This window comes from Paraburkholderia fungorum, from assembly GCF_003610895.1.
Lineage (GTDB): Bacteria > Pseudomonadota > Gammaproteobacteria > Burkholderiales > Burkholderiaceae > Paraburkholderia > Paraburkholderia fungorum_B.
Genome location: NZ_MCAS01000034.1, coordinates 161,904 through 185,697 on the forward strand (window position 1 = coordinate 161,904; position 23,794 = coordinate 185,697).

18 protein-coding genes are annotated in these 23,794 nt (G+C 62.1%); 14 read left to right on the top strand and 4 right to left on the bottom strand.

Annotation, left to right across the window (positions count from 1 at the left end; all coding sequences use genetic code 11):
• Positions 1–210: 210 nt before the first annotated feature.
• Entirely contained in the window at positions 211–1,848 is a 1,638-nt protein-coding gene (locus BCY88_RS27360; RefSeq protein WP_120347283.1) for a serine hydrolase domain-containing protein, read from the top strand.
• Positions 1,845–3,305, top strand: coding sequence for a M81 family metallopeptidase (locus BCY88_RS27365; RefSeq protein ID WP_120347284.1), 1,461 nt, complete (start codon positions 1,845–1,847; stop codon positions 3,303–3,305). Before BCY88_RS27360 ends, BCY88_RS27365 begins: the two co-directional genes overlap by 4 nt.
• A gap of 134 nt (positions 3,306–3,439) precedes the next feature.
• On the opposite strand, the gene BCY88_RS27370 is transcribed toward BCY88_RS27365, so the two are convergent.
• Positions 3,440–4,108 carry a helix-turn-helix domain-containing protein gene (locus BCY88_RS27370; protein ID WP_183081464.1) on the bottom strand — a complete coding sequence of 223 codons (669 nt, stop codon included), beginning with the start codon at positions 4,106–4,108 and terminating at the stop codon, positions 3,440–3,442.
• A gap of 217 nt (positions 4,109–4,325) precedes the next feature.
• On the opposite strand from BCY88_RS27370, the gene BCY88_RS27375 reads away from it, so the two are divergent.
• From BCY88_RS27375 to BCY88_RS27420, 10 genes are all read left to right on the top strand, one after another.
• Positions 4,326–4,961: an energy transducer TonB gene (locus BCY88_RS27375; RefSeq protein WP_259461528.1), complete on the top strand. Its 636-nt coding sequence runs from the start codon at positions 4,326–4,328 to the stop codon at positions 4,959–4,961.
• Positions 4,962–5,030: 69 nt separating this feature from the next.
• A complete protein-coding gene (locus BCY88_RS27380) occupies positions 5,031–6,014 on the top strand; it encodes a MotA/TolQ/ExbB proton channel family protein (RefSeq protein ID WP_120347287.1) in 984 nt (327 codons plus the stop codon).
• A 12-nt stretch (positions 6,015–6,026) separates the two neighbouring features.
• On the top strand, positions 6,027–6,455 hold the full coding sequence (locus BCY88_RS27385; protein WP_120347288.1) for an ExbD/TolR family protein: 429 nt from the start codon (positions 6,027–6,029) through the stop codon (positions 6,453–6,455).
• 10 nt (positions 6,456–6,465) lie between these two features.
• Entirely contained in the window at positions 6,466–6,897 is a 432-nt protein-coding gene (locus BCY88_RS27390) for an ExbD/TolR family protein (RefSeq protein WP_120347289.1), read from the top strand.
• A gap of 22 nt (positions 6,898–6,919) precedes the next feature.
• Positions 6,920–8,146 carry a tetratricopeptide repeat protein gene (locus tag BCY88_RS27395; protein WP_183081465.1) on the top strand — a complete coding sequence of 409 codons (1,227 nt, stop codon included), beginning with the start codon at positions 6,920–6,922 and terminating at the stop codon, positions 8,144–8,146.
• A 23-nt stretch (positions 8,147–8,169) separates the two neighbouring features.
• Complete coding sequence (locus BCY88_RS27400) at positions 8,170–9,687, top strand: M81 family metallopeptidase (RefSeq protein ID WP_120347291.1); 1,518 nt, start codon at positions 8,170–8,172, stop codon at positions 9,685–9,687.
• A complete protein-coding gene (locus tag BCY88_RS27405; RefSeq protein WP_120347292.1) occupies positions 9,684–10,841 on the top strand; it encodes a DSD1 family PLP-dependent enzyme in 1,158 nt (385 codons plus the stop codon). The genes BCY88_RS27400 and BCY88_RS27405 overlap by 4 nt, the downstream gene beginning before the upstream one ends.
• A gap of 145 nt (positions 10,842–10,986) precedes the next feature.
• Positions 10,987–12,618: a serine hydrolase domain-containing protein gene (locus BCY88_RS27410; protein WP_120347293.1), complete on the top strand. Its 1,632-nt coding sequence runs from the start codon at positions 10,987–10,989 to the stop codon at positions 12,616–12,618.
• Between the two features lie 130 nt (positions 12,619–12,748).
• The gene (locus tag BCY88_RS27415; RefSeq protein WP_120347294.1) at positions 12,749–14,377 is read left to right on the top strand and encodes a serine hydrolase domain-containing protein; all 1,629 of its coding nucleotides are present in this window, start codon (positions 12,749–12,751) and stop codon (positions 14,375–14,377) included.
• A gap of 145 nt (positions 14,378–14,522) precedes the next feature.
• On the top strand, positions 14,523–15,455 hold the full coding sequence (locus BCY88_RS27420; RefSeq protein WP_183081466.1) for an alpha/beta hydrolase: 933 nt from the start codon (positions 14,523–14,525) through the stop codon (positions 15,453–15,455).
• Positions 15,456–15,589: 134 nt separating this feature from the next.
• On the opposite strand, the gene BCY88_RS27425 is transcribed toward BCY88_RS27420, so the two are convergent.
• Both BCY88_RS27425 and BCY88_RS27430 read right to left on the bottom strand, forming a co-directional pair.
• Positions 15,590–16,900, bottom strand: coding sequence for a D-serine ammonia-lyase (locus BCY88_RS27425; protein WP_120347296.1), 1,311 nt, complete (start codon positions 16,898–16,900; stop codon positions 15,590–15,592).
• 144 nt (positions 16,901–17,044) lie between these two features.
• Positions 17,045–19,402 carry a TonB-dependent receptor gene (locus BCY88_RS27430; RefSeq protein WP_259461529.1) on the bottom strand — a complete coding sequence of 786 codons (2,358 nt, stop codon included), beginning with the start codon at positions 19,400–19,402 and terminating at the stop codon, positions 17,045–17,047.
• Between the two features lie 342 nt (positions 19,403–19,744).
• Here BCY88_RS27430 and BCY88_RS27435 point away from each other — a divergent pair, with 342 nt between their 5' ends.
• Both BCY88_RS27435 and BCY88_RS27440 read left to right on the top strand, forming a co-directional pair.
• Positions 19,745–21,217 (top strand): M81 family metallopeptidase, encoded by a 1,473-nt coding sequence (locus tag BCY88_RS27435; protein WP_120347298.1) that lies wholly within the window; start codon positions 19,745–19,747, stop codon positions 21,215–21,217.
• A 66-nt stretch (positions 21,218–21,283) separates the two neighbouring features.
• Positions 21,284–22,381: a M14 family metallopeptidase gene (locus tag BCY88_RS27440; protein WP_120347299.1), complete on the top strand. Its 1,098-nt coding sequence runs from the start codon at positions 21,284–21,286 to the stop codon at positions 22,379–22,381.
• A 93-nt stretch (positions 22,382–22,474) separates the two neighbouring features.
• Here the strand turns inward: BCY88_RS27440 and BCY88_RS27445 are convergent, their stop codons facing one another.
• Positions 22,475–23,686: an ROK family transcriptional regulator gene (locus BCY88_RS27445; protein ID WP_183081467.1), complete on the bottom strand. Its 1,212-nt coding sequence runs from the start codon at positions 23,684–23,686 to the stop codon at positions 22,475–22,477.
• Positions 23,687–23,794 lie beyond the last annotated feature (108 nt).

The following is a 23,794-nucleotide window of genomic DNA, read 5'->3' on the forward strand; positions in this document are numbered from 1 at the left end:
TGCGTCTGACGGGGCGGGGCTTGCGGGGCAATGCGATCAGCTTGCGAACGCCGCAAGCCAGGGCTGTGGGAGCGCGGCCAAGGTCGAATTTATCTATTTTAGAAAAAATTGACTTATTGGAAAAATGATCAATATACTGCGTGCCATTGCGCCGGTGGGTGCGCTGACCTGTGGAGAAGACCGTTGGCTGACGTAGATCCGGATTCACGAGTGACTGGCCTCGACCTCGACGACATCTTTGCGCAATTCGATCGCAGCGATGCGCCAGGCCTAGTGATTGGCATTGCGCGGCATGGCAGGCTGCTCTACCGGCGTGGCTTCGGGCTCGCGAGCGTGGAGTTGGCCGTGGCGAATACGCCGGGCACACGCATGCGCATTGGCTCGACCAGTAAGCACTTCGCCTGTCTCGCAGCGCTGTTGCTCGCCGAAGACGGCAAGCTCGATGTCGACGCGAGCATTCGCGCCTATATCCCCGAGTTGCCGATACTGGCTGTCGAACCGACACTGCGCCAGCTCATGACCCATACCGGCGGATACCGGTGCTACCTGGATCTGAGCGTGCTGGGCAACGTCGGCGCGATGATGGAAAAATGCGAAGCGTTCAGGTATCAGCTGCTGCAACAGGACGTGAACTTTGCGCCCGGCGAGCGCATGGCGTATTGCAACGGCGGCTACCACCTGCTGTCGATCGCTATCGCGCGCGCCAGCGGCATGACGTTTGAAGCCTTCCTGAAGCAGCGTATTTTCGAACCGCTCGGCATGGCGAATACCGATTCCGTCCCGAGCGATCTCACTGTGGTGCCGGGCAGGGCCACGCCGCATGTACCGCAGCCGGACGGCGGCTATCGTCGCGGTGTGCTGCCGCTGGAAGATCTCCTCGGTGAAGGCTCGATCGTCTCGACAGTAGCCGACATGCTCATATGGCTCGCGCACTTGCGCGGCACGAAGCGGGTCGGCAGCGAGGCAAGCTGGACGCAGATGCTGTCGCCTGCCCGTTACTCGAGCGGTGCGGTGGGCACGTACTGCCTTGGGCTGGTGCGGGAGAAATATCGGGGCGTCGAGGTGATCCACCATGCCGGGGCGGTGGACGGCGGCGCTTCGCAAATGATCACCGTGCCGGAGCACGAACTCGACATCATCGTGATGACGAACGGCGCCGCGGTCAGTCCGACCGAGCTTGCGTGGCAGGTGATCGACCGGGTGCTTGGCGACGAAGTGCTGGAGGCCGCACCGCAACGCGTCAAGACGGCTGGACTCGAAGGGCTCCTCGGACACTACTGGTCACAGGACACCCGAACGCTCGTCGAAATACTCGACGATAAGGGCGATCTTGGCTTCAATCTGCTCAACTCGATAGCGTTGCCGGTGGTCGCCGGCGAGAACCGGTATTGCGTGACGTTTCCCGGCATGGGGCCGCTCTCGTTTCGCCTTCTGCCGGCATCGCCGGAGAGCGATGTGCCGGTTATGGAGTTGTCCAATTGCGGGCACGTCGATCGGCTTGTGCGTCTGCCGGATGTCCCGCCGCCTGTCACGGAATTCGCCAGCGGCTTGACGGGGGAATACGTATCGAATGACCTTGCGGCGCGCGGAGCAATCAGCTTCGACGGCGGCAAGGCAAGCCTCGCCATCCGGGGCACGCGTAGCGGCTGGAGCAGTGAACTGAAGGTGATGTCGCGAGACGTTGCGGCAACCTCCGCCAGGCCCGGGGAGTTGAGCGTGCCCGCGGTGCTGGTTGTCGAACGGGACGGCGCGGGGCGGGTTCGCGGCTTCCGGTTGAGTACCACCCGCTCGATGAATCTGCACTTCGTACGGACCGACGACAACGCGACTCAGGAGCGCAAATCGTGAAAATTTTTACCACGACGCTGATCACCGAAACGAATACCTTTGCGCCGAGTCCGACTGGAATGGGTGGCTACGCGTCATACGGGATCTATCACGGCGATGCCAGCAAGGTGGCGCCGGACGGGCTCGGAGTGGGAATAGCCGAATTGCGCAAGCTCGCGGCCGCTCAGGGCCACGAAATCATCGAGAGCCTGTCGACGATGGCGCAACCGGCAGGCCGTACCGTGCAGCAGGTGTACGAAAGTTTTCGCGAGGAAATTCTCGCGGATCTGCGAGCGGCGCTTCCTGTCGACGCCGTGCTGCTGATCTTGCACGGCGCGATGATTGCGGAGCACTGTGACGATTGCGAAGGAGACCTGATCGAAGCCGTTCGCGCACTGGTCGGCGACGAAGTGCCGATCGGCGTGGAACTCGATTTGCATTGCCACTTCACCGAGCAGATGCAGCGCAACGCAAACGTCATCATCTGCTACAAGGAATATCCCCATACCGACATTATCGAACGCCTGCGCGAGGTGTTCGCGTTGACCGTGGCGACTGCGCAAGGACGCGTGCGTCCGGTGACCGCGGTCCACGATTGCCGCATGATCGGCAAATGGCATACCACGACTGAACCCATCGCCGGGTTCGTCAAGCACATGCAGTCGCTGGAGGGGCGCGACGGCGTCTTGTCCGTGTCGTTCGGCCATGGCTTTCCGTGGGGCGACGTGGCGGAGACGGGCGCGAGGATCTGGGTGATCACCGACAACGATGAGGTCCAGGCGCAGCGTATCGCGGCACAACTGGGTCAGATGCTATGGGATATGCGTGAGAAAGCGCGCCCGGCGGGACTGTCGATTGACGACGCCCTGGATCGCGCGCTGGCCGGTGCCGGCGGGCCCGTCGTGCTGGCCGACGTCGCTGACAATCCTGGCGGCGGTGCGCCATGCGACAGCACGTTCATTTTGCGGCGGCTGATCGAACGTGGTGTGCGCGACGTGGCGCTTGGTTGCGTGTACGACATGGGCGCGGTCCAGGTCTGCAGGGAGGCCGGTGTCGGTACACGGCTCACTCTTCGGATCGGCGGCAAGCTGGGGGTGAGTTCCGGCGCGCCACTGGATTTGGCGGTCACGGTGCGTGCGCTGGCGGACGAACATCATCAAAGCATGGGTGGCATGCAACGCCCGCTCGGTTCCGCGGCGTGGGTGTCGACGGACGACGACGTCGACATCGTCCTGATGACGGTGCGAGAACAAACCATTGCGCCTACGGCCTTTACCGGACTCGGTATCGATCTCGCGAGCAAGCGCGTTGTCGTGGTCAAGTCCTCGCAGCATTTCCATGCGGAATTTGCGCCGATCGCCCGGGAAGTGCTCTACGTGTCGGCGCCGGGGGCGCTGACACCTGACTTTGCCAATATCCCGTATCGAGTTCGCAGTCCCAACTACTGGCCGCGTGTTGAGAACCCATTTGAGGCGTAACTGGGAAGACCCGCGAGAGCAGCACGTCGCGCAGGCCGGGCATATGCCCGGCTGAACCAGGTTGCTGATCCGGTGGTGACGATTGCAGTATCGGGCGGCGCTATAGGCCTTCTGCTAGCGCAGAGAACCCCGGCTTATTCCTGCTTCTGAACCTGATCGATCACGCGCTGTTCCTGATCCGGGTCTGTACACACGGACAGAAGGCGGCACGGGCCTTCAGATGCTGCAAGGAAGGCGTGCCCCATGCTGCTATCGAAATAGACCGATTCGCCTTGCTTGAGCCGCACCGGCGCATAGAAGTCCGTGTGGAACTCGACTTCGCCTTCCAGTATGTAGATGAATTCCTCGCCGGAATGCCTGATCAGGCCGCCGAATTCGTCGGTGAACGCCTGAATGGTGCGGGCTCGCACGTCGACAATCAGCGGTACCAGTTGCTTGTTCAGCAACTCCACCGCAAGGAACGTCTCCACGTAGGGCCCAGTTTGCACGGCCACGCCTTCACCTTGCCGCTGGATGATGCGTCTGCCCGGCACCGACGGGGCAGGCTCGCTGCCGCCCGGGCTATCGCCGAGCAGCCCAAGCAATTCCGACATGTTGACGCCCAGGCCGGCGCTCACGAGCGAGAGCTTCTCGTAAGACAGGGATGCCCGTCCCATCTCGAGCTTCGAGATGGTCGAGATGGCCAGCCCGGTGCGTTGGCTGACTTCCTGCAATGTCAGCCCAAGTTTGTTGCGCAGTGCGCGAATGGCCTGGCCGGGCTTGCTCGGCCCGGATGGATCGTGGGTAGCGAGGTTTTTCCGCATAGGTGTTTTCCGCATAAGCGGCCAGTATGCCAAAAATTTTCATTACAGGACCATTACTTCCAAAATTATTCATTGTGGAAAAAAATGTTCTATTTGGAAAATTGTTGGTGTAAGGTGTGGTTCATGCAGCGATAGTGATCGGGCTGCGATGTGGACAGATATGAGAAATGACACCTGGGAAGCGCCAATGAGCCGCCGGTGCCTGGAGGAGACACAAATGAAATACGCTGGTCAGCGCCACTATTCCGCCAGCCGCTTTGGCGGTATCGGATTCGTGGCACTCCTACACGTAGGGCTCGTCTACATTCTGGTGAATGGTCTTGCCTCGAAGGTGATCGAGGTGATCCGCAAGCCCATCGAAACAAGAATCGTCGAAGAGGTGAAGCCGCCCGCGCCCAAGCCGGCGATCATCTTGCCGCCCCCGCCGAAATTCGCACCCCCGCCCCCGTTCATTCCGCCCCCTGAAGTGGTGGTTCCCGCACAACCGCAGCAACTGGCGGTGGCACAGCGCTCGGCCACGCCTCAGCCGCAATCCGCGCCCATGACCGCGCCGGCTGTTGCAGCAGCGCCCGCGCATACGGTGCATACGGAAGTGGGAGTGGTATGTCCGAATTCGCAGCAGGTCAGACAGTCGCTGCGCTATCCGCGTGAAGCTCAGCGCAACGGCATTACCGGGGACGTACTGGTGGAGTTCGTGGTGGACGCACGCGGAAATATGCAGGACGTACAGGTTGTGAAGTCGGCGGATCCGCTTCTCGACCGGGCCGCGGTGAATGCAGTCAAGCAGTTCAACTGCGTCGCGCAAGGCGAGGACGTCCGCGTGCAGGTCCCGTTCTCGTTCAATCTGAACTGAAGGCAACCTCAAGCAATGCTGGCGGGCGTGCCCTGCCAGGTCTATGAAGAACGATCTTGGAGTGATGACATGAAGAACCCGAGTCTGGCCGCCATTGCGGCAAGCGCAATTTTCGCCCTGACCTCTGTGGCACTGCTGAGCGCAACGGGGACCGCCTATGCGCAGTCCGCCAGCAGCACAGTAGCCGCTACGAGCGCACAAACGAACGCACAAACGAGCGCCCAGGCGAACACGCAAACCGGCGTCGCTCCCGCTGCGCAAGCGCCGGCAGAGCAGGCCGACCAGCCTGCGCCGCCGCCGCCGGTGGCAATGACCGAAGGGGTATCGAATCCGTATGGGCTCGATGCGCTGTGGAAGGGGGGAGACATTGTTTCGCGGGCCACGCTCGTCATTCTGGTGATCATGTCGATGGGTAGCTGGTACATCATGGTGACCAAATTCTTTGAGCAATTCCGCGCCAACCGTCGTGCGCGCTCGGCGGACGAGACGGTGTGGGACGCGCCGTCCCTCGAAGCCGGGGTGCAACAGCTGGATGAAGCCAGCCCATTCCGTTTCATAGCGGGCAGCGGGATTGAAGCGAGCCGCCATCATGAGGGGGCGCTGCTCGAGAAGGTCGATCTCAACACGTGGATCAGCGTGTCGATCGAACGGGCGACCACGGTGGTGTCCAACCGCTTGCAGGACGGTCTCGCGTTTCTCGCGACGGTCGGCTCGACCGCTCCGTTTGTGGGTCTGTTCGGCACGGTCTGGGGTATCTATCACGCGCTGACGGCAATCGGCATTGCTGGACAGGCGTCGATCGACAAGGTGGCGGGACCGGTGGGTGAAGCGCTCATCATGACGGCCATCGGTCTTGCGGTCGCTGTGCCGGCGGTGCTCGGCTACAACTTCCTGGTACGCCGCAACCGCTCGGTCATGGAACGGGTGCGCGGCTTTGGCGCGCAACTGCATACCGTACTCCTGAGCGGCGCGGGCACGGCTACGAAGGTTTCTTCGTATTCGGTTCCCGACGACGCGGCGTCAAGGCGGTCCATGAAGGCAGCAACGTCGTAAGCGGAGCAGATCATGGCCATGAGTGCAGGACAAGGCAGCGAAGAGCACGACGAGGTAATGTCGTCGATCAACACCACGCCGCTGGTGGACGTGATGCTGGTGTTGCTCATCATCTTCCTGCTCACCATTCCGGTAGCCACGCATACCGTCAACGTCCGGTTGCCGACGCAGACGGTCCAGCCGTTGCAGACCACGCCGAAGAACATCGTGCTTGCGATCAATCGCGACGGCGACGTGTTCTGGTCGGAGCAGCACGTCGACATGCCGACGCTGGTCGCGCGGTTGAAGGAGATCGCCGTGCAGCAACCGCAACCCGAGGTGCAGATCCGGGGTGACGAGAACGCGCGTTACGAGTACGTCGGCAAAGTCGTCGTGGCGTGCGAGCGAGCCGGCATCGCGAAGGTAGATTTCATTACGAATCCGGCTACACACGGCGGCTGAGGAGGTAGAAATGGGAATGAATATTCCAGCGGGTGGTAGTCAGGAACCCGAAGTACTGGTCGAGATCAACACGACGCCGTTAATCGACGTCATGCTGGTCCTGCTCATCATGCTGATCATCACCATTCCGATCCAGTCGCATGCGGTGAAGATGAATATGCCGGTGGGTACGCCGCCACCCGTCGTGAAGGCGCCGCCGCCGGTGGTGGAGGTCGACGTCGACTTCGACGGCACCATCAGCTGGAATGGCGCAGCGCTCGCGGATCTCACGGATCTCGATCAGCACCTGAAGACGGTGGCAGCGCAGGCGGACCAGCCGGAGTTGCATCTCAGACCCAACCGGCTGGTGCCATACCGTCGTGTGGCTGCTGTGATGGCAGCGGCGCAACGGCAGGGCGTCACCAAAATCGCGCTCGTCGGCAATGAGCAATTCATGCAGTAGCAACGTCTGGAGTAGGTGGAAAATGAGTCGTGGACCTGGTTCTGGACGCCCGTCGTCCGCTCTGCTGCGCATCCTGTTTCTGGCGATCGGGGTAAGCGCCGTGCTCGTTGGCAAGTCGGGATTTGCGGCGGAGACCCTCCGGCCCGATGTCGCGAGGCCATTGCAGACCGCGCGTGCGTTATACCAGGCGCAGCGCTACAGGGATGCGCTGGCGAGCGTGGCGCAGGCAGAGGCCGTGCCTGGAAAATCGCAGTATGAGAGCGATCTCGTTGCGCAGATGGGCGGCGCGGCAGCCGTTGCCGCCGGCGACCTCACGGTGGCCGCGCGCGATTATGGACTTCTGATCCAGGGCGGCCGCCAGCCAGTCGCGGAACAGCAGAAGATGATGGCGGCCCTGGCGAGTCTCGCCTATCAGCAGGGAAACTACGCGCAGGCCGTGCAATGGGGGCAGCGTTATCAGAGCACGGGGGCGGGCGATCCGCATATGAAAACGCTGCTCGCGCAGTCTTACTACATGGCGGGCAACGCCGGTGCGGCGGAAAAAGTCCTGCGGCCTGCCGTGGATGCGGAGATGCGCGCCGGGCGTGCGCCTGACGCTGACGCGTTGAAACTGCTGGCGAGTTGCTATCAGAAGCAGGGCGACAACGCCGGCTATGCCGCCGTGCTGGAGCAACTCGTCAAATATTATCCGACGCCGGCTTACTGGGGCGAGTTGCTCGACCGCTTGCAGGCCGATCCAAAATTCGCGGGAGGATTCGAACTCGATGTCTATCGTCTCAAGCGAGCCACCAACAATCTTGGTAGCGCAAGCGACTACATCGAGATGGCGCAGCTCGCGATTCTCGCAGGGCATGGCGCGGAGGCATTGAGTGTGGTGAACCAGGGGTTCAATTCCGGCGTGCTGGGCAAAGGCCCGGATGCGGGACGCGGCGAGCGGCTCAGGAACCTCGCCACCAAAGCGGCAACTCAGCCGCAGCCGGCCGCCACGGCAGGCAACGGCGCTGCGTTGGTCGAAACCGGCTTCAACGAGGCGCTCTCGGGAAAGAGCCAGCACGGCATAGCCGCAATCGAGACGGGCCTCGCGAAAGGCGGCCTTGCGGATCCGAATGAAGCACGCTTGCATCTTGGCATTGCTTACTACCTGGCCGGTCAAAAGGGCAAAGCGCTGAATGCATTTGACGCTGTCGCCGGCAACGGCGAAGCAGCCACACTGGCACGGCTGTGGAAGCTCGCAACGCGCAGCACGTGAACCCAAATACGAAAAAGACCTCTATGCACAATGCAAACGCAACCCTGAGATTTGTCGTCGCCGGAATCTGCCACGAGACCAATACCTATGCGACGGAGTTCACGGGTTACACGCAGCTATCTGACTTTATGTGTGTCAGTGGCGATGAAGTTGAACCGGAGTACGCCGGCACCAATCGGTCGGTGGGCGGCTACATCGAAGCGGCCCACGCGTTGGGGATCGAACTGGTTTACTCGACACTGGCTTTCGCATGGCCGTCGGGAACCATTGGCGCGGGTGTCTATGAACAGCTGAAGCAATCTGTGCTCGCCGGCATCAGGGACTCACTCCCGGTGGATGGCGTCTTGATGGCGCCGCACGGAGCAGGTGTGGTGGAGGGGATCGACGATCTGGAGGGCGACCTGCTTGCGGCGGTACGCGAACTGGTGGGCGACAGCGTACCCATCGCATCGGTCTACGATCTGCATGGGCAGATGACGGACGCGATGCGTATCTATGGCGACCTGACGCTGCCGTGCCGGCTCTATCCGCATACGGACCTCCTTCAACGCGGCGTCGAGGCGGTCGAACTGCTGGCTCAGACAGCCCGCGGCGCAATCAGACCGGTTACCGCCATGCATCGGTTGCCCATGCTGGGTATCGTCATGAGCACGGATTCCGGTTTTCCTGCGGCGGACGTCAACGATTTGTGCTTGCGGATCGGTGAACGGCCGGGGGTGATCGACTGCTCCTGGTTCCATGGTTTTCCGTACGCGGATATTCCCGCGCCGTGCCCCACGGTGGTGTGTACGACCGATGGCGACCTGGACCTGGCGCAGCGCTGCGCCGACGAAGTTGCGGACTGGATCTGGGCGAACCGGGAGGCGTTCAGGCCGAGAGTCCTGGCTCCTGAGGAAGGCGTCAGGCAGGCCCTTGCAGTGGAGTCAGGTCTGGTAGTGATCAACGAGAGCTCGGACAACCCGGGCGGCGGCGCGCCTGGCGATGCGACGTATTTGTTGCGGGCGCTTCTGGACGCGCAGCTTCCGCCCGAGACCGCGTGCTTCGTGGCAATTCACGACCGGGAAGTCGCGCAACAGGCTGAGCGTGCCGGCGTCGGCGCAACGATAGAGGTCAAACTCGGCGGGAAGCTCGGCAAGATGCAAGGTGCCCCCATCGTTGCGCAGGCGTATGTCAAAGCCGTTACCGATGGCCGCTTCACGAATCTTCCGGGCTCCATGCTCGAGGGTCTTCAGTTCGATCTCGGGACATCGTGCAGGCTCATCATCGAAGGCGTCGATGTCATCGTTATCTCGCGTCCTACGCAAACCTTCGACCACGCGTTGCTGCTGCTTCACGGCATCGACGTGAACAGCCGCAGGATCGTTGCGCTCAAAAGCTCCAATCATTTCCGGGCGGGATTCCAGGCACTGGCCTCCGCGATCATTACCGTCGATAGTCCGGGCCTGAGTTCAGCCGACGTCGCATCGTTCCCGCGTTCGCGTCTCGCCCAGGACCTTTGGCCACTCCGTGAAGACGTTGTGCGCGTGAGGCCCGAACTATGAGCAGCATTCACAATATCCAGGTCCTGCCGGCAGCCAGTCCGGGGAATCCGATTACAAGCATCGATACACCTGCGCTACTGCTGGACGCCGACGCGTTCGAGCGCAATCTGGATGTCATGCAGGCACGAGCCGATGAGGCCGGTGTAGCGCTGCGTCCGCATGCCAAAGCGCACAAATGCCCGGCGATCGCGCTGGCGCAGATCCAGCGCGGGGCAGTCGGCATCTGCTGCCAGAAGGTCAGCGAGGCGTTGCCTTTCCTTCATGCCGGCGTCACGGATATTCATATCAGCAACGAAGTGATCGGATCGGCGAAGCTGGACCTGCTGGCGCGCATGGCGCTGCATGGGCGTTTCAGCGTTTGTGTCGACCACCCGGATCAGGTGGTGGCCTTAGCGGCGGCGACCGCCGGGCATGGCAGCCGTATTGATGTCTTTGTCGAAATCAACGTCGGCCAGAATCGCTGCGGCGTAGCCGACGCGAGGCAGGTGTTGCAATTGCTGGAAGTGATATCCGCCCACGCTCAATTGACGTTCAAAGGCTTGCAGGCCTATCAGGGCGGTATCCAGCATATCCGCGACTATGGCGAGCGGCGTGACGCTTCGGCGCTTGCCGCGGCCCGCACTGAGGAGGTCGTCGACGCACTCCGCCGTGATGGTGTGGTCTGCGCGGTTGTCACCGGTGGCGGCAGCGGCAGCGTCGAGTTCGATCTTGCGAGTGGGGTCTATACCGAAGTGCAGCCCGGTTCTTACGCCTTCATGGATGGCGACTACGGTCGCAACGTTTATACCGACGCACTGCGCTTCGAGCACAGCCTGTTTCTCGCCACCTCGGTGATCAGCGTTGGCCATAGTGACGCCGGACAGGTCGTGGTGGTCGACGCGGGACTCAAGTCTCTCGCCGTCGATTCCGGTTTGCCGACGGTTTGGGGCGATGACGGCGCAAGCAGCACGTTGCACTATACGGTCGTCAATGACGAACATGGAAGTGTGCAGATGCTCAATCGCGACGTCGTCAAACCGGCGCTTGGCAGCCAGCTTCTGCTGGTGCCGGGCCATTGCGACCCGACGCTCAATCTGCATGACGAGATCGTTGTGTTTCGCGAGGAGCGCGTTGAGGTCATATGGCCGGTGAGTGCTCGCGGCCATAGCCGTTAGACTGGCGCCTTCGCCGGGCTTCTCGTACTGCCGGTTTGTCCGGATCGCGGGATCGCCGGTTTGCAAATGATGTGCCGTTGGAAATTGCTCCAACGTACTACTAACTGTTGCGCCTCGATGGCGCTATGTCTTGTGGAGAGGCGTGATGGTGGTTCAAGCGTTGAACGTGGATGTCGGTGCCCTTGACGGTATTTTCGCGCCTTTCAACCGCGGCGATGCGCCGGGCCTGGTGGTGGGCATTGCGCAGCACGGCAAGCTGCTGTACGGGCGCGGCTTCGGGCTCGCCAGCCTGGAGCATGCCGTGGCCAACACGCCGGGCACACGCCTGCGGATCGGCTCGATCAGCAAGCACTTCGCCAGTCTGTTGGCGCTATTGCTGGTCGAGGACGGCAAGCTCGATCTCGACGCGCCGATCCGAAGCTACATTCCCGAACTCACCGGCCCGGGCGGCGAGCCCACAGTCCGGCAACTCCTGATGCATCGCGGCGGTTCGCGCTGTTATCTGGACATTGGCTTTCTGTGCCGCGGGCTGGCGATTGCCCCGCTGGGCACCGCGCTGGCCACACAGGTTCGCCAGACGGGGCGTAATTTCGCGCCCGGCGACATGATGATCTACAACAACGGCGGCTATCACCTGGTGTCGATTGCGATCGAAAGGGTGGGCGGCGCGTCGTTCGAGGCGCAGTTGAAAGAGCGCCTGTTCGATCCTTTGGAGATGGTCGATACCGACTCGATCCCAAGCGACTACAGCATCACGCCTGGCATTGCGACGATGCACACGCCGGCGCCTGGCGGCGGCTGGCGGCGTGGCCTGTTTCCTTCGGAGGAGAACCGCGGTGAGGGCGCCATTGTTTCGACGGTCGACGACATGCTGCGCTGGACCGAGCATCTCCGTACGCGAGATCGGTTCGGCTCGCCCGCAACCTGGGCCGCGCTGACCGAGCTAGCCCCCTTTCCGGACGGAACCGTCGGCGCTTATGCACTGGGTTTGATGGTCCAGTCTTATCGGGGCGTGCGAATCGTGCACCACGCCGGCGGCGTGGTCGGCGGTTCGAGCCAGATGCTCACGGCGCCCGACCACGGGCTCGACATCGTGATCATGGCCAATGGCGCGCCCGCGTGCTATCCGGTGAAGCTGGCCGAGCAGGCGCTCGATCTCATTCTCGCCGAACATCTGGGTGAGCGAACACCTACGATCCCGGCGGCCGACTACAAGGACTTGCTTGGCGACTGGTGGTCTGCGGACAACGGCATGATCTATGGCCTCGTCGACGAAGAGGGTGTGCTGAAGCTGTCGCTGTGCAGCAGTCCGAAGGGGTTTCCGCTGGAGCACGGACTTGACGGCCGAGTGCTTGCACGGGGCGTCGGCGCGGGCATGGGCGATGTCGAAATCGGGCTGGACGAAGCCGTGCGCGGCGATGGGCTGACAGTCAGGTTCGGCGGCCAATCCGCCGTCTATCGAAGGGTCGCGAAGGATATCGCGAGTACTGAAGCCTTCGCCGAAGCGGTCACGGGGCGGTACTACAGCGCCGACGCCGACTGCACAGCCGTTATCGCCCGCGACGGCGAACGCATCGTGCTTCGCTGCGGCGATGCATACGGACAAACCGAGAGCGAACTGATTTGTCTGGGCGAGACGCTTGCCTCTACTGCACCGTCTCTCTCAGGCTGGTCCTGCGCGTTGAGTTTTTCGAAGCAAGGCGGCCGAGTGAGTGGATTTCAGATCAACTCGGGGCGAACGCGGAATCTCTCGTTCGAGCGCAGGCACGCAGACTGAGTCCCTGTTCGTGTGAGGCAACGTCCGAGTGCATTAATACCCGTTCTGGAAGAATTCCTGAACCGGAATATATAGCCATATATTGCATGCAATCGCGCCGCTACGGCGGCCAATCTGTGGAGAAGCGCTAATGGTAGGTCCAGAGTTGAACGCGGATGTCAGCAGTGCCCTTGACGGTATTTTCGCGCCCTTCAATCGCGGCGATGCGCCGGGTCTGGTGGTGGGCATTGCGCAGCACGGCAAGCTGCTGTACCGGCGCGGCTTCGGGCTCGCCAGCCTGGAGCATGCCGTGGCCAACACGCCTGGCACGCGCATGCGGATTGCCTCGATCAGCAAGCACTTCACCGCTCTGCTGACCTTGCTGCTGGTCGAAGATGGCAAGCTCGATCTCGACGCGCCGATCCGAAACTACATTCCCGAACTCACCGGCCCGGGCGGCGAGCCTACGGTCCGGCAACTCCTTCTGCATCGCGGCGGCTCGCGCTGCTTTATAGACATTGGTCTTCTATGCCGTGGATTGGCCGTGCCGCCAGTCGGGACCGGACTCGCCACACAGGTTCGTCAGAAGGGCCGCAACTTCGCGCCTGGTGAGACGATGCTTTACAACAACGGCGGCTATCACCTCGTTTCGATCGCGATCGAAAGAGCGGGCGGTTCGTCGTTCGAGGCGCAGCTAAAAGAGCGTTTGTTCGATCCGTTGGGGATGTTCGATACCGACTCGATCCCAAGCGATTACAGCATCACGCCTGGCATTGCGACGATGCATACGCCGGCGCCTGGCGGCGGCTGGCGGCGCGGCCTGTTTCCTTCGGAAGAGAACCGCGGCGCGGGCGCCATCGTCTCGACGATCGACGACATGTTGCGCTGGACCGAACATCTCCGAACCCGAGACCGATTCGGCTCGCCCGCCACCTGGACCGCGCTGACCGAGCTGGTGCCCTTTCCGGACGGAACCGTCGGCGCGTATGCGCTGGGTCTGGTGGTCGAGCCCTATCGAGGCGTGCGTGTCGTGCATCACTCCGGCGGCGTGATCGGCGCGTCGAGCCAGATGCTCACGGCGCCCGACCACGGGCTCGACATTGTGATCATGGCCAATGGTGCGCCTGGGTGCAGTCCGGTGAAACTGGCCGAGCAGGCACTCGATCTCATCCTCGCCGGGCACCTGGGAGACCGCACGCCGACGATCGCCGCGGCCGACTACAAGGATCTGCTTGGCGACTGGTGGTCTGCGGACACTGGCATGATCTATGGGTTGGTCGACGAAGAGGGCGTGCTGAAGCTGTCGATGTGCGGCGTATCGCAAGGGGTGCCGTTGCGGCACGCGCCCGACGGGCGGGCTATCTTGCCTGCCATAGGCATGGGCGAGGTTGAGCTTGGGCTGGACGATGCAATTCGGGGCGGCGAGTTGACGATCCGGTTCGGCGGACAATCCGCAGTCTATCGAAAGGTCAGCAGAGACACCGCCGACGTTGAAGCTTTCGTCGAAGCGGTCACGGGCCAGTACTACAGCGCCGACGCCGACTGCACAGCCATTATCGCCCGGGAGGGTGAACGCATTGTGCTTCGCTGCGGCGACGCCTACGGGCAAGCCGAAAGCGAGCTGATCTGTCTGGGCGAGACGCTTGCCTGTCTCGCGCCTTCCATGATGGGTTGGTCCGCCGCGTTCAGTTTCTCGAAGCAGGGCGGCCGAATGATCGGATTCCAGATCAATTTGCCGCGCACCAGGAATCTTTCGTTCGAGCGCAAACAGAGCGGCTGAACGCTGACCAGCATCGGCTCGCATCAGGAACGTACAAGAAATCATGAATGCCAGTGACGGGACCAGAGCCCGTCACTTTTGTTTCCCAGCACGACGGCGTCTGCGTTGTGCAGACCCTAACCAATCATTGAGGTAGATGAAGCGTATGACGCAAGTTCAGCCTGTTTCGATCCCCAATACCCGGAAAATCGATTTTGTTTCCGGGGTCAATGGCCATGAATATTCGATCAGCGTGGCGTTGCCGTTGCTGCCGGCACCCGAACGCGGCTACCGGGTACTCTATGTGCTCGATGCGCACGCCTATTTCGCGAGCGCGACAGAAGCTGTGCGCGCCAATGTGCATGATGTGGTTGTCGTGGGTATCGGCTATCCCAACGACCCTGCTTTCATCAAGAAGGCCATTGAGCCGCTTGGGCCGTTGCCGGGATTGAATGAACTGACGTCGATGTCCTACGCCTTCGGGTTGAAGCGAATGTACGACCTCAGCTTGCCGGTCAGTGCCGAAGTCCTTGCGACGCAGCAGATACCGGGATTCAATCTGACTCCTGAACGGGTTGGCGGTCTCGACGATTTTCTTGCAACGATCGAAACGGAGGTCAAGCCTCGCATCGCGGAGATGGTCTCCATCGACCGCTCGAACCAGGCGATCTTCGGGCATTCGCTTGGCGGTCTGGCCGTTCTCCACGCGTTGTTCGTTGAACCGGGCGCTTTTCGAACCTTTATCGCAGCAAGTCCGTCGATCTGGTGGAGCGAGAAAGCGGTGCTGGCGAATGAGGAAAAATTTTCGGCGGCGGTGAGCGCCGGCACGGTCAGTCCACGGGTGCTCGTGACCATGGGTAGCGAGGAGGAGACGCCGACCCCTGTGCCGGCCGCACTCGCTATGGCTCAGGCCGAACTCGACGCTCGCGTTCGCAGCAACCGCATGGTCGGGAACGCGCGCGATCTCACCGCAAGATTGCAAGCCTTGCGCGGCTCGAACGGTTATCAGGTTGAAGACTACGCGGTCTTCGCCAAACAGGGGCATGGGCTTGCGCCCTGGCCGGCGCTCGGTCGCGCGATCGACTTCGCTTTTAATTGAGCGCAACAGGCAGTCGCCCAGTGGCGCGGCGGAGCACGGGAGCGCGCGGCTGAAACGCGTCCGTGTCATACCGGACGCGTCACTGGGCATTGCCTGAATACTTGAAGGGGGCGGCGCGAAAGTGGAGCGGCCCCTTAGCCGTGAGAGACGCCCGGCGCTTTCGCGCGAGCCTGGAAACGCCGATGTTCCTCAGGCGGCACCAATGATCCGCCCGTTGTCCAGATCACGTGCGTTGCGGTGCTCAGGTCGAGATTGTGAGCGCGCAGGTAGTCACGACCGGCGGCCGACTCGCTCAACCACGCCGGACCTCCGACGCCCGCCACGGCCGATGGTTCGAGCTCGATCTTCATGGTCCGCTTGACCACATGCAACTGCGTGTAGAGGTCGTCGTCGCTGACCGTGAATATGCCTGCGACCTGCGTGGCCATGAGCGGGCTCACAAGATAGGATGCCTGACCGACTGCGAGGCCATCGGCCTCCGTGCGATTGTCGAGGCCGATGTCATACACGGACACCGGTTCGGCGCAACCGGCCGCCAGTTGAACCAGCATGCAAGGTGAAGCCACGGGCTCCGCGAAGAAGCAATGCACATGCGGGCCGAACAGGGCGGTCAGGCCGTAGGTGATGCCGCCCGGCGCACCGCCGACGCCGCACGGGATGTAGACGAAGAGGGGATGCTCCGCGTCGACGTGGCGGCCCGCTTCGGCAAGCTGTTTCGCCAGATGGCGGGCAGCCGCCGCGTAGCCGAGAAACAGCATTAGCGAACCTTCGTCGTCGACGAAATGACAGCGAGGCATGGCTAGCGCCTGCGCGCGTCCGCCCGCCACGGCCTGGGCATAGTCGCCCTCGTGTTCGACGACCTGAACGCCACGTTGCCTCAGGCGCTCCTTCTTCCACAGTTTCGCGTCGGTGGACATGTGCACGACCGCCTTGAACCCCAACGCCGCCGCCATCACGCCGATACTCAAGCCGAGATTGCCGGTGCTGCCTACCGTGACCGTGTGCTGTGCAAATAGCGCCCGTGCCGATGGTGACGCGAGAAGCCTGCGATCACCGGTGGCATCCACGAGACCCTGTTCGATCGCGATCGACTCGGCCAGAGCCAGCACCTCGTGAAAACCGCCGCGCGCCTTGATGGAACCTGCAACCGGCAGCGCATCGTCGCGCTTGATGAACCACGTGCCTTGAGGCTTGCCCGGATCCGTCAATGCGGATTGCAGACGGTCCGCAGGTACCAGAGCGGACTCGACCTTCCCCGCACTCGCGTGGAGTTCGGGAAACAGCTGCGCCATCAACGGCTCGCAGCGCGCCAGCCGGTTTTCGGCTTCTGTGATCTGGTCCGCGGTGGGCGCGTTCGCCGGCAAGGGGCAACCGGCATCAGGGTTGAGCCATAGCAGCGGTTGCCGCGATCTTAGTTCGGATAACAAATCGTTGGATTCAAACATGGACTATCTCAGTAGCGCCGGCTCGAATGGGCAACGCGTGTGGCTGGAGGCGGAGCGCACCGCCCTGCGGTATGACGGCGCGACCCGACAATGCAGGCCGCGCCGCCGCGGAGACACCGGCAATCTCCGCGCCCATGATCCGTTTTAGAACGGCACGTCAACCTGCATGCCGACTGTCAGCGGCTGGATAAAAATAACCGACGCCGGTCCGCCGAGCGGCACGAAGGAGCTGCCCGCTGCCTGCATGCCGCGTCTGTTGAACAGGTTATGCACAAAGAGCGAGACATTCGCCTTGTGCAGATCGATACCGGCACGCAGGTCCGTCGTGAAGTAGCCTGGCATGCTGAAGTTCGGCGCTGTCTTGCTTCCGGGGAAGTTCGAGTTGCGTTGGCCGATATATGCCTCGGTCGCACCCACATAAGCGCGATACGAGGCGACGTTGAAGAGATAGTCGACATTGACCGTGGCCGAGAGATCGGGCGTATTGGGCAGGCGGTCGCCCGACATGGCTCCAATGCCCACTACGTCCTGGGTGAGCCGCGAGTCGAGATAGGTGAGGCCCGCGCCCAGATGCCACTGCGGAGTCGGATTCAGCGTGCCGAAGAACTCCAGTCCCCGTGAACGTGCCTTGCCGCCATTGGCGACCACACCGAGGGTGTTGATGATGGTATTGAGCTGGATGTTCTTCCATTCAATATCGAAGGCCGAAACGGATAACGACGCGCGCTTGTCGAGGAAATCGGCCTTGTAGCCAATTTCATAACTGGTCAGCGTGTCGGGATTGAACGTGCCCGGCGACATCTGCCCGGTAACAGGGTCGTGATAGCTCGGCTGCGGACCGCCCGGGCGGTAGCCGCTTGCAATCCGCCCGTACAGGCTGCTGTTCTGCGTCACCAGATAGCCGAGTGTGAAGAGATATGTCTTGCTCGTGTCGGCCGACTGGCCCGGCTGATTCCCCGATCCGGCAAGCGGGCCCGACGCGATGGCGCTGAATGTCTGATCGTTGTGGGCAACCCGCAAACCGGCAGTTGCGGACAAGCGGGTGGTGAAGTGATAGGTCAGATCGCCGTAGGCTGCATATTCCTTGTAGGTCGAAGGAAACTGATTCGTGAGCAGATTGAGCGATGTGGTGGGCCCGGTGGCGGTGAGCGCCTGATTCTGGTTGCTGCGTTCGCTTGTGTAGAAGAGCCCTGCAATCCACTCGAGCTTGCGATTCGCCGGGGACGTAAGGCGCAATTCCTGCGTGAACTTATCCGTCGAGATCGCCAGATTCGCGGAAGTCGTACGAAACAGCGGCGCACCGAACTGGGCGTTCAGGATGCCGGGATAGACAGCCGAATCGTCGCTGGTCTGGCTGGAGCGTATGGTCTGATAGGCCGAAATGGCGTTCAGGCGTGCCCACCCGAAGTCGTATTCGATGTTCGCGGAATAGAGTTCGATGATCTGGTCGAATGGTTCATCGACCAGCCGGTTCTGCGTCAGGTCGCCGTAGACGGGTTGCCGCGTGTAGAAGTTGTAGTCGACGGCCGCCGTGCCATCGCGCTTGATCTGCTGCGTGGTCGCGGTCAGGCGCACGGTCAGGGCATTGGTTGGCGTGACTGTCAGGGATGCCCGGCCGCCGCGCGTGCTGGCGCCGTCCACGCCCTTTTCCGGATCGCTGCCGATACGGTTCACGTAACCGCCATCCTGCTGGTTGAATGCGCTGACTCGCAGGGCGGCGACATCCTGCTTGATCGGCACATTCACCACCGCGCTCTCGGTATGGTTGAGGCCGCCGTGGTCGGTTCCCGAGAACATGATGCCCGCGTGACCGGTGATGCCGCCTTCGGTGTCCGGCTCGTTTGTCACGTATTTCAGCAGGCCGCCCATTGCACCCGCGCCGTACAGCGTGCCTTGCGGGCCTCGCAGCAACTCGATGTGGTTGAGGTCGAGCAGCCCCATGTCCAGTGAAAGTTGTGAACCGGATCCATAGATCGTGCTGGAGCCAAACGGCACTTCGTCGACGTAGACACCGACCGTCGGCGAGATGTCAGTGCCGGTCGTAATCCCGCGCATCGTGATCTGGGCATTGCCGGCTCCCACCGAGGAAAGCGATACACCGGGCTCCTTCGTCAGGTAATCGCGCATCGACGCGTCGCCCTTGCGTTGAAGTTCTTCCGAGCTCAACGCATTGACCTGCATCGGCACTTCACGCGCCGGTTCCCGGCGCCGGTTCGCCGTAATTTCGACGGTGTTCAGGGTGGTGGCGTTGCCTGCCGCAGCGCTCTTCGCGGGCGTTTGCAGTTTGGCCGGCGCCGCTGCGTTGGCGGCGCTCGCGGCGACCGGCGCGGAAGCCGGCGCTGGAATGGAGGGCGCCGTTTGCGCATGGGCGCACAGTACCGTCAGTCCCACCGCGGGTCCGACGAGCATCGAGGCATAGCGCCCACCCACGGGCCGCACGACGACGCAGCCGTTGTTGTGTTTTCCCCGCGGGGGCCTGTTCTGCTTGGTCTTTATACCCACGATGGGTCTCCTCCTTGAATTCCATGGTCTCGGTTCAGCTGGCTGGCGTGGACCGGCCGGATCTTTAGCGCTTCTTGTACCGGGCCACGTGCACAAGGTAGCAAAAATTATCCTAAAAAGAAAAAGATTTTCAAAAATGGGTATTTGAACCGTCCTGGACAACTTGGGAAAGCGCGTCATCCCGGTCGCGACCGGCGACTTTTGCCGCGTGCCACGTGCTTGTGAGGTAGTTGGAGGGGGTGTGATTTTCCTAAATGGAAATATTTTTATCGTTCTGTACAATGGGAGGCACCGGCAGGGCGCCCCCTCGCTTGATGACAATTCGCGATCGAAAGAGACAAAATGAAATTCTTCATGGCTGGGCTCGACACCGAAACCAATACCTTCTCGCCAATCCCAACCGGGCTGCAAAGCTTCGAGCAGCTATTGCTCGCCTATGGAGACGCCACGCAGCGCCAACTGAACTGCTGCTCCGCCCAGCTTGCAACCTGGAAGCAGATGGCCGATGCGCGAGGCTGGACGGCAGTGGAAAGTCTGTGCGCGGTGGCGGAACCGGGCGGCATTACCAGCCGCGCGGTGTACGAAGCCTTTCGGGAAAGGATCGTGGCCGATCTGAAGGCAGCCGGCACCGTCGACTTCGTGATCCTCGCGCTGCACGGCGCGATGGTGGCCGACGGTTACGACGACGTTGAAGGCGATCTGCTCAGCCATATCCGGGATGTTGTCGGACCGGACCTGCCGATTGGGGTGGAACTTGATCTGCACGCCCATCTCACCCCGCTGATGCTCGATAAGGCGACGGCAATCGTGACGTACAAGGAGTACCCGCACGTCGATATCGAAATTTGTGCGGGCCAGCTCTTCAATCTCGTCGCCGACACGGTGGCCGGTAAAGTCAGGCCCCGGATGGCGATGTTCGATTGCCGGATGCTGGGCATCTTCAGGACGCAGGATCAGCCTCTGCGCGAGTTCGTCGAAAGAATCAAAGCGATGGAAGGCTCCGGTGGCATTCTTTCCGTGTCTTTCGTGCATGGCTTCCCATGGGGCGATGTCGCGGACGTCGGCGCCAAAATGCTCGTGATCGCCGACGGTGACTATGACCAGGCCGCCGCCGTGGCCGCGGCACTGGGCGACGAACTGTGGAGCAAACGCGCAGCTCTGACGCCGGTGTTCCAATCGATAGACGAAGCATTGGATCGCGCATGCGCGGCCGCCGAGGGCCCGATTGTTCTAGCCGATGTGTCCGATAACGCAGGCGGTGGCGCACCCGGGGATTCGACTTTTATTCTGCAAAGAATCCTGGAGCGCGGCATCGATAACGTCATTAGCGCGCTGTACTGGGATCCGGTTGCCGTTCGTTTCTGCCAGGAAGCGGGCGAAGGCGCAAGACTGAAACTGCGCGTTGGAGGAAAAGTCGGCGCCGCATCGGGTCAGCCGCTGGATCTGGACGTGACCGTGCGCCGGCTCGCGTCCGGCATCACGCAGCGATTCGGCCTCGTGCCCATCAGTATCGGCGACGCGGCATGGGTCAGCATCGGCAACGTCAATCTGATTCTGAACACGCATCGAACGCAGGTCTTCCACCCGGAATTCATGGTCGCGTTGGGACTCGATCCGAGTCAGTTCAAGATCATTGTTGTGAAGTCCCTGAATCACTTCCACGCGGGCTTTGCACCGCTCGCCAAAGACATCATTCATGTCGACGCGCCGGGCACCCTCGAAAGAGACTTTGCCACCCGGCTCTATACGAAGGCGGGCAGGCCGTTGTGGCCGGCGACTGACGATCCGTTCGCGGACACTCAGACGCATCACTGATAGGTTACGGGCGGCGTGTCCGGAATACGCCGCCGGCACTTTCATGCAACGGTTAGAGGTCGAGCGATGACGGTACAAAATTACTTTTCAGCCACCTACGTCGAAGCGCGAGAAAAATTTCTTGGCGCATCTCAAGCTTTGGGTATGACTGTTGGGCGGGCATTCCATCCAAACAGGCTCGGGCCTGATGGCGAGGCGCTTTCGATCGACTCAGCCCTGCTTGCGCCCGACAACGCCAGGTCGCTGCTCGTCATCACCTCTGGAACGCATGGCGTGGAAGGTTTTTGCGGATCGGGATGCCAGGTCGGCTTGCTGAACGACACCGATTTTCTGGGCGAACTGCGGCATAAGGCGGTCGCGCTGCTCCTCATTCACGCTGTCAATCCTTATGGGTTTGCGCATCTGCGCAGAGTGAACGAAGACAATGTCGACCTGAATCGCAACTGCGTTGATTTCAGCACTGCTAAGGGCGCCAACCCGGATTACAGGGAGCTCGACGCATTGCTCCTGCCCGGGACGTGGCCTCCGACGGATGCCGACAATGACGCGCTTGCCAGCTACATCCAGCAGCATGGCGAGCGCAAGTTGCGCGAGACCGTGACCAAGGGGCAATACGAAGTGCCTGACGGCATGTTCTACGGCGGAGGTTCGCGATGCTGGAGCACACGCGAGGTCAATGCGATTCTCGGCGCGCACTTGCCCAACGTCGATCGTCTGGCGTGGGTGGATATCCACACCGGTCTCGGCGCTCATGGTCACGGCGAGAAAATCTTCATGAGAGACGACCTGCCTGAACTGCAGCGGGCGCGTGACTGGTGGGGCGCGGATGTCAAACAGATTGTCGATCCGCGTTCAGTGTCTGCCGTTATCGACGGGCCGTTGATGAATGCCGTCTACGAAGGATTCCCGACAGTCGAAAAGACCACGCTCGGCCTCGAATTCGGAACCTATGAGACGTCGCGGGTCTTGCAAGCGCTGCGCGCGGACCATTGGCTGCATCGGCATCCGGATGCAGCTGCTGACCAGGCGCAGCAGATCGGGCGTGACCTGAAAGACGTTTTCTATTGCGACAACGACGCATGGAAAGGCATGGTGTTCGCGCAGGCGCGCGTCGTCGCATTGCAGGCGATTTCTGGTCTTTCCGGGAAGGGCGGCCGGGCCTAAGTCCTGGCTTAATTCCAGGCTGACTGACTATCTCATGGGCGGGGGTTAAACCCGCCACCAGGGGATATTCGGTAGTCTGGAATCCTTGCCACCCTACGAAGTCGCATACCCCAACCGCTCGAACGCCCGAAGCCGGCCGCGTTCGACGCCTAAAACAATCGCCCCCAGCAGCACGGCGTCGGTGGCGGTCGCGGACACGGCGAACTCAGGCACAGGAATCGGCAACCAGTCGGCGAGATGAGCCCGGATCGTCGGGAGAAGCAGGGCGCCGCTTCGCCCAATCCCACCGCCGAGCACCACCAGCTTCGGATCGAGAATAGGAATAATCGACGCAAGCCCCCACGAGAGTTGCCGCGCTTCTTCCGCGACGCAGTCAAGTGCGCGCGGATCGCCCGCGTGGGCCGCCACGAACACCGCTTCCGCATTGGCCACCTCGAGGCCGAGCCGCTGCGCGTGCGCGACGATCCCCTTCGCGGCGGCGGACACCTCGAACATCGGGCGGTAGATGCCGTCGGACTTCGAGCCCACCACCGGAGCCGCGGGCAACACCGCAATCTCGCCGGCAAAGCCATGGGCGCCGCGATGCAGCCTGCCATCCGCGATGATCCCCAGCCCCACGCCCGTGCCGACCCACATAAAAACGAAGTTGTCGACGCCGCGCCCCAGGCCGTGCTGCTGTTCGCCCAGTGTGGCCAGGTTGATGTCGTTCTCAACCAGCAAGTCGGTATCGAGCGCTTCCCGCAGTGACGGAATCAACCCGGCACGCTCCAGATCCGGCAGGTTCGGCGCGAGACGCAGCCGGTCGCTTTCCGCGTCCAGCACGCCTGGCGAGCCGAGCACGGTTGCCAGAACCTCGCTCTTCGAAATGTGCTGTTCTTCGAGCATCGCGCCGACGAGCTCGACGATTCGAGCGACCAGCCGTTCCACGCGCGCAGCGGTGCGCTTTTCGAGCCGCGCCACCACCGTCCCGGTCAGATCGGCGACCGCGCCCCGTATCCATTCGGCGCCGATGTCGATCGCCACCACGAAACCGGCCCGCGCCCGGGGCGCGTAAAGGCGCGGGGAGCGTCCCGCGCTGCCGCCACGCACGCCAGTTTGTTCGACGATTCCAAGCCGTTCGAGATTGCCGAGCGCGGCCGAGACCGTCACCTTGGACAGCCCGGTGCTCTGCGCGAGTTGCGGGCTGGAGGCGGGCGCCAGCGACAACAGATGCTGGTAGATAGCCCATTCGTTGCCCTGGCGGACGAACGCGGGACCACGGGTGACGGTGACTGTCGGCCGGCTGTTCTTTCTATGCGCGTGCATGGGGCGTCTGGTTTCGGGATGGCCGATCCTATCAACGACTGTCCGGCTGGGCAAGCCGCTCGCCGTCGATTCGAACCGGAAACATTTTTGGTTCGATTGCATTAGTAA